This is a genomic window from Dietzia sp. SLG310A2-38A2 (assembly GCF_014145095.1).
GTDB lineage: Bacteria > Actinomycetota > Actinomycetes > Mycobacteriales > Mycobacteriaceae > Dietzia.
The window spans coordinates 1-6,318 of the sequence record NZ_JAALDX010000371.1 but is presented as its reverse complement, the minus strand read 5'-3'; the positions used below and the strand labels follow the sequence as shown (position 1 = coordinate 6,318).

The window sequence follows — 6,318 nt, the reverse complement described above, 5'->3', positions numbered from 1 at the left end:
ACTGGACGCGGTGGACCGGGTCACCGGGGAACACCGAGCCGTCGCGGGCCGCTACGAGTGGCCGGCGGTCGCATTGGCCTCCGCGGCCTGAGCGAGGGCGCAGTCCTCCGCGGCCCGAGCCGTTCGGTGGCCCCGCCGAGTCCGGGTAGGATCGGCAGTCGAGCCCGGCAGGTCCGGGTCCGCCCCGCGTTTCCACCGATCGAGGAGTTCCACCGTGGCCCGAGTCGTCGTCGAAGTCATGCCCAAGGCCGAGATCCTCGATCCGCAGGGCCAGGCCATCCACCGGGCCCTGGGCCGACTCGGCCACCCGGGCGTCACCGACGTCCGGCAGGGTAAGCGGTTCGAGCTCGAGGTCGCCGACGACGTGTCGGACGCCGAGCTGGAGGAGATCGCCTCGTCGCTCCTGGCCAACACGGTGATCGAGGACTGGAAGGTCGTCCGGGTGGACACCGCCGAGGTGGCCTCGTGAACGCTCGGATCGGCGTCATCACCTTCCCCGGCACGCTCGACGACATCGATGCCTCGCGGGCCGTCACCAGGTCCGGCGCGGAGGCCGTGTCGTTGTGGCATGACGACGCGGACCTCAAGGGCGTCGACGCCGTGGTGGTGCCCGGCGGCTTCTCCTATGGCGACTACCTGCGCTGCGGTGCGATCGCCTCGATGGCCCCCGTCATGGGCGAGGTCATCACGGCTGCCCGGAGCGGCATGCCGGTCCTGGGCATCTGCAACGGTTTCCAGATCCTGTGCGAGGCCGGCCTGTTGCCCGGCGCTCTCGGGCGCAACCGCGACATGCACTTCGTGTGCCGCGACGAATGGCTACGCGTGGAGAACACCGGCACCGCGTGGACCAGCCGGTTCGAGGAGGGGGCGGAGATCCTCATCCCCCTCAAGTCCGGAGAGGGCCGGTACATGGCCACCGCCGAGACGATCGAGCAGCTCGAGGGCGAAGGTCGCGTGGTGTTCCGCTTCGCGGGCGACGCTCCCAACGGCTCGACCAACGGCATCGCCGGCATCTGTTCCGAGAACGGACGGGTGGTGGGCCTCATGCCCCATCCCGAGCACGCGATCGACCCGCTGACAGGTCCGTCCGACGACGGGCTGGGGTTGTTCCTCTCCGCGCTGGACTCCGTGGTCAGGGTCTGATCTCAGCTCCGCTGTCCACACAACAGGGCCCGCCGGGACTTCTCCCGGCGGGCCCTGTTGTGTGTCTCGGTCTGTCTCAGCCGACGAAGCCGCCGGTGCTGCCGAGATCTGCGCCGATGCCGGCGGCGAGGTTCAGGAGGAAGGCCGGCAGCATGAACGCGGTCTGCAGCAGGGTGTCGATGGCGGACGACCCGGTCGGCTCGGCCATCAGGCTGCCGAACTCGGCGCTCAGGGGGGCGGTGGCTTCGGCGATCGAACCGGTGATGTCCATGGGATCTCCTTTGAGTAGCCGCCCCGAGCGGACTCAGGGCGAGTGCCGGCGACCCGGGTGGTCGCACGTGCCAAATGATTCTGCACCTTTTCACAGGCGCATGGTCAACATTGGCCACTCCAGTGGCAGAGATCTCTCCCGCCACACCGCGGGCACTACCGCCTCGCGGTACGCGCGACCGTCACACGGCGGGTTCGCTTCGTGGATGAAAGCCATCTCACCGCGTGAGGGCCCGCGCCCGCCATCGACCCGCAGGTCAGAACCCGCCGCTGCCGGTGCTGCCCAGGTCGCCTCCCAGTCCGCCGATGAACATCAAGACGATGTTGTAGGCGAACGCCGGGGCGGTGGCAAGGGTGTCGATGAACGACGAGCCGGTGCCCTCGAAGCTGCCGTAGACGACTTCGAACACCGAGTTTCCGGCTTGCAGTAGTGAACCGGTGAGATCCATGAGGGACTCCTTCATCTCTGCGTCCCCCGCCTGGGCGGGGTGGCGCGACGAGAGCGGCGGCCCGTGTGGTCAACGCTCAGCCCGGCGGCCGGGCATGTGAGGATCATCTCACCTTCCTTAGGTGGTGAGAACCCTCGAGGCCGGATCGTGACCGTAACCGAGGCAGGACGACGGGACGGCGGAACCGCAGGACGGCGGGACCGGTCGCGGTCGCCGATCCCGCGGGATGCGGTAGAACCGTGGGGTGAGCGAATCCAGCACCCAGCCCGTGTCCGCGTCCGACAGGTCCACCAGGCCGTTCGACATCGTCCTCTACGGTGCGACCGGGTTCACCGGCGGTCTGGTCGCCGACTACCTCCTGCGGAACATCCCCGAAGGTGGTGCATGGGCCGTGGCGGGTCGGTCGCGGGTCAAGCTCGATGCGCTCGTGGCGCGGCTCAGTGCCGAGATGCCGGACGTCCCGGCCCCGGGGGTCGTGGTGGCCGACACAGAGGATCCGGCGTCGCTGGCGGACATGGCCAGGGCTGCGCGTGTCGTCATCACCACCGTCGGGCCGTACCTCGAGTACGGCGAGCCGCTCGTCGCCGCGTGCGCCGAGGCCGGGACCGACTACGTGGACCTGACGGGCGAGCCCGAGTTCGCCGACCGCATGTACCTCGAGTACCACGACAAGGCCGTGGCCTCCGGCGCCCGGATCATCCACGCGTGCGGGTTCGACTCCATCCCCCACGACTTGGGGGTGTTCTACACGATGAAGCAGGTGCCCGAGGGCGTGCCGGTGGCCGTCTACGGCGCGGTCCACGCCGATGCCCAGTTCTCCGGGGGCACCTTCCACTCGGCCATCGGCCAGTTCGCCAGACTCCGTGAGGCCGGCCGCACGGCGAAGGCGCGGCGCAAGAAGGAGGGCAGGGTCGAGGGGCGGCGGATCAAGTCGGTGACGGGAAAGCCGCACCACGACAGCGTCCTCGGCCGGTGGCTGGTGCCACTGCCGACGATCGACCCGCAGATCGTGCTGCGGTCCGCGGCCGCGCTGGAGAGCTACGGCCCGGACTTCACCTACGCGCACTACGCCTCCGTCGGATCGCCGTTGACGGCGACGGCGGGCCTGGTCGGGGTCGGGGCGTTGACCGTGGGTGCCCAGATCGGCCCCCTCCGGTCGCAGATCCTCAAGCGGATCGATCGCGGTGCCGGGCCGAGTGAGTCCCGCCGCGCCCGGTCGTCGTTCGACGTGACCTTCGTGGCGTTGGCGGGCGGGCGGCGGGTGGTCACCCGGGTCTGCGGCGGCGACCCCGGGTACACCGAGACCTCCATGATGATCGCGGAGTCGGCCCTGTGCCTGGCCTTCGACGACCTGCCCGCGCTCTCGGGACAACTCACCACCGCCCAGGCGATGGGGGAGGCGCTTCTCGAGCGTGTCGAGCGCGGGGGCCTGACCTTCGAGGTGCTGTCCACCTAGCCCCGGTCGGTAGCGGATTCGCGGGCCGCCGCGGGCCGACTAGACTCGCCCCCGTGACGACTCACGTGGACTCCATCTCGCACGCCTCCGACACCCCCGACCTGGCCCAGCCGTGGGCGGAACTCGGACTCAAGGAGGACGAGTACTCCCGCATCCGGGAGATCCTGGGCCGCCGGCCCACGGACGCCGAGTTGGCCATGTACTCGGTCATGTGGTCGGAGCACTGTTCGTACAAGTCGTCCAAGGTGCACCTGCGCTACTTCGGCGAGACCACCACGGATGAGATGCGGTCCACCATGCTCGCGGGGATCGGCGAGAACGCCGGCGTGGTGGACATCGGCGACGGCTGGGCGGTGACGTTCAAGGTCGAGTCGCACAACCACCCGTCCTACATCGAGCCCTACCAGGGCGCCGCGACCGGTGTCGGCGGCATCGTGCGCGACATCATGGCGATGGGCGCGCGCCCGGTGGCGGTCATGGACCAGCTCCGCTTCGGCCCGGCCGACGCCGACGACACCCACCGCGTACTCCCGGGCGTCGTGGCGGGAGTGGGCGGCTACGGCAACTGCCTCGGACTGCCGAACATCGGTGGCGAGACCGTCTTCGACGAGTCCTACGCGGCCAACCCCCTGGTCAACGCACTGTGTGCGGGCGTGATGCGGGTCGAGGACCTGCACCTGGCGTTCGCCTCCGGCACCGGCAACCGGATCATCCTCTTCGGTGCCCGCACCGGACTCGACGGGATCGGCGGGGTGTCCGTCCTGGCCTCCGAGAACTTCGACGAGGACGAGCACGGCGCGCCCGCCAAGCCGCGCAAGCTCCCCAGCGTTCAGGTGGGCGACCCGTTCGCCGAGAAGGTGCTCATCGAGTGCTGCCTGGACCTGTACCGCGACGAGCTCGTGGTGGGGATCCAGGATCTCGGTGGCGCGGGCCTCGCCTGCGCCACCTCCGAGCTGGCCGCGGCGGGCGACGGCGGCATGCACGTCGTCCTGGACAACGTGCCGCTGCGCGCCGAGGGGATGTCGGCCGCCGAGATCCTCTCCAGCGAGTCCCAGGAGCGTATGTGCGCCGTGGTGGCGCCGGAGAACGTGGACGCCTTCATGGCGGTGTGCCGTCGGTGGGACGTGTTGGCCACCGACATCGGCGAGGTCACCGACGGCGACCGGCTCACCATCGAGTTCCGCGGCGAGACCGTGGTCGACGTCCCCCCGCGCACGGTGGCCCACGACGGTCCGGTCTATGAGCGCCCCCTGGAGCGCCCGGCGGACCAGGACGCCCTGCAGGCGGACACCACCGGTACGTTGGCGCGCCCGGCCACCGGAGACGAGCTGCGCCGGACGCTGCTCGACATGGTGGCCAGCCCCGCGCTGTGTTCGCGGAAGTTCATCACCGAGCAGTACGACCGCTACGTGCGCGGCAACACGGTCCTCGCGGAGCACGCCGACGGCGGCGTCCTGCGGATTGACGAGGAGTCGGGCCGCGGCATCGCGCTGTCGACCGACGCCTCGGGCCGCTACACCCGTCTCGACCCGTACACCGGCGCCCGCCTCGCGCTGGCCGAGGCGTACCGCAACGTCGCCGTCACCGGCGCGCGCCCGGTCGCCGTGACCAACTGCCTCAACTTCGGCTCGCCCGAGGACCCCGGTGTCATGTGGCAGTTCCGCGAGGCCGTCCATGGTCTGGCCGACGGGTGCGCCGAGCTCGGTATCCCCGTGACCGGCGGCAACGTCTCCTTCTACAACCAGACCGGGTCGACGCCCATCCTCCCCACACCCGTCGTGGGTGTGCTCGGGGTGATCGACGACGTCGCGCGTCGCACCCCCACCGCTTTCGGCGACACCCCGGGGGAGAGCGTCTACCTCCTCGGCGAGACCCGCGACGAGCTCGACGGATCCATCTGGGCGCAGGTCGCCCACGGGCACCTCGGCGGTATGCCCCCGACGGTCGACCTGCGGTGGGAGGCCACGCTCGCCCGCATCCTGGCCACGTGCTCCAAGGACGGCCTGATCACCGGCGCGCACGACCTGTCGGAGGGCGGGCTCGCGCAGGCGCTCGTGGAGTCGGCTCTCGCCGGGGAGTGCGGCCTCCGGGTGGTGCTGCCCGCCGACGCGGACCCGTTCGTGTGGCTGTTCTCCGAGTCGTCCGGCCGCGTGATCGTGTCGGTCCCCCGGGGCGAGGAGATCCGCTTCCAGCAGATGCTCACCGCACAGGACATCCCCCACACCCGGATCGCCGTCACCGACCCGGATTCGGGGGCCGTCGAGGTCCAGGGGCAGTTCACCCTGACCACCGAGGAGCTGCGCGCCGCCCACGAGGGGACGCTGCCGGCACTGTTCGGCGTCGACCCGGTCTGAGACGGTCGTTCTGAGACGGGCCGGTCGGAGTCGGAGTCGGACCGGCCGGATGCGACCCGATGCGTGATCTCCGCAGACGCGAGCGACTGCTCGCCGTGGTCCTGGCCGGTACGGCGGGGTTCGTCGACGCGGTCGGCTTCCTCGTGGTGGGCGGCTACTTCGTCTCCTTCATGAGTGGCAACTCCACGCGCATGGCCGTCGACCTGGTGGAGGGTGACCTCGGGGGAGCGGGAATCGCGGCCGTCGTCCTGGTCTCGTTCTTCCTCGGCGCGGTCGCCGGGGCGGTGGTCACCCGCCTCCGGCCCCTGGACGACCGCCCGGCCGTCCTGGCCCTGGTCGCCACCCTGCTCCTGGTGGCGCTCGCGGTGCACCAGGTCACGGTCGCGACGGTCGTCGGTGCGCCGGTGTCGATGACGGTGGTCGCGGCGTCGATGGGTGCCATGAACTCGGTGTTCCACTCCCGGGGTGAGGTCTCGCTGGGGGTCACCTACATGACCGGTGCGGTGGTCAAGTCCGCCCACCGGCTGGTGGACGCGCTGGCCGGGGGCTCCTGGGCGCCCTATCGTCAGCAGGTCTCCCTGTGGGCTGCGCTCGCGCTGGGTGGCGTGGCGGGTGCGGTGCTCCAGGTGGGCCTCGGTGTGGCCGC

7 protein-coding genes are annotated in these 6,318 nt (G+C 70.7%); 5 read left to right on the top strand and 2 right to left on the bottom strand.

The features are described from left to right. The first annotated feature begins 214 nt into the window (after positions 1–214). Positions 215–469, top strand: a complete 255-nt coding sequence (purS, locus tag G6027_RS13070; protein ID WP_179524603.1) for a phosphoribosylformylglycinamidine synthase subunit PurS — start codon at positions 215–217, stop codon at positions 467–469. Beyond that, a complete protein-coding gene (gene purQ / locus G6027_RS13065; protein ID WP_182637550.1) occupies positions 466–1,143 on the top strand; it encodes a phosphoribosylformylglycinamidine synthase subunit PurQ in 678 nt (225 codons plus the stop codon). Before purS ends, purQ begins: the two co-directional genes overlap by 4 nt. Before the next feature lie 76 nt (positions 1,144–1,219). Here purQ and G6027_RS13060 read toward each other — a convergent pair whose 3' ends face one another. Further along, complete coding sequence (locus G6027_RS13060) at positions 1,220–1,414, bottom strand: hypothetical protein (RefSeq protein WP_182637549.1); 195 nt, start codon at positions 1,412–1,414, stop codon at positions 1,220–1,222. 256 nt (positions 1,415–1,670) lie between these two features. Then, positions 1,671–1,862 carry a hypothetical protein gene (locus G6027_RS13055; protein ID WP_182637548.1) on the bottom strand — a complete coding sequence of 64 codons (192 nt, stop codon included), beginning with the start codon at positions 1,860–1,862 and terminating at the stop codon, positions 1,671–1,673. 244 nt (positions 1,863–2,106) lie between these two features. Here G6027_RS13055 and G6027_RS13050 point away from each other — a divergent pair, with 244 nt between their 5' ends. From G6027_RS13050 to G6027_RS13040, 3 genes are all read left to right on the top strand, one after another. Next, complete coding sequence (locus G6027_RS13050; protein WP_182637547.1) at positions 2,107–3,318, top strand: saccharopine dehydrogenase NADP-binding domain-containing protein; 1,212 nt, start codon at positions 2,107–2,109, stop codon at positions 3,316–3,318. A gap of 53 nt (positions 3,319–3,371) precedes the next feature. Next, positions 3,372–5,672 (top strand): phosphoribosylformylglycinamidine synthase subunit PurL, encoded by a 2,301-nt coding sequence (purL, locus tag G6027_RS13045; protein ID WP_182637546.1) that lies wholly within the window; start codon positions 3,372–3,374, stop codon positions 5,670–5,672. 59 nt (positions 5,673–5,731) lie between these two features. Beyond that, on the top strand, positions 5,732–6,318 hold a 587-nt coding region (locus tag G6027_RS13040), incomplete at its 3' end, for a YoaK family protein (RefSeq protein ID WP_182637545.1).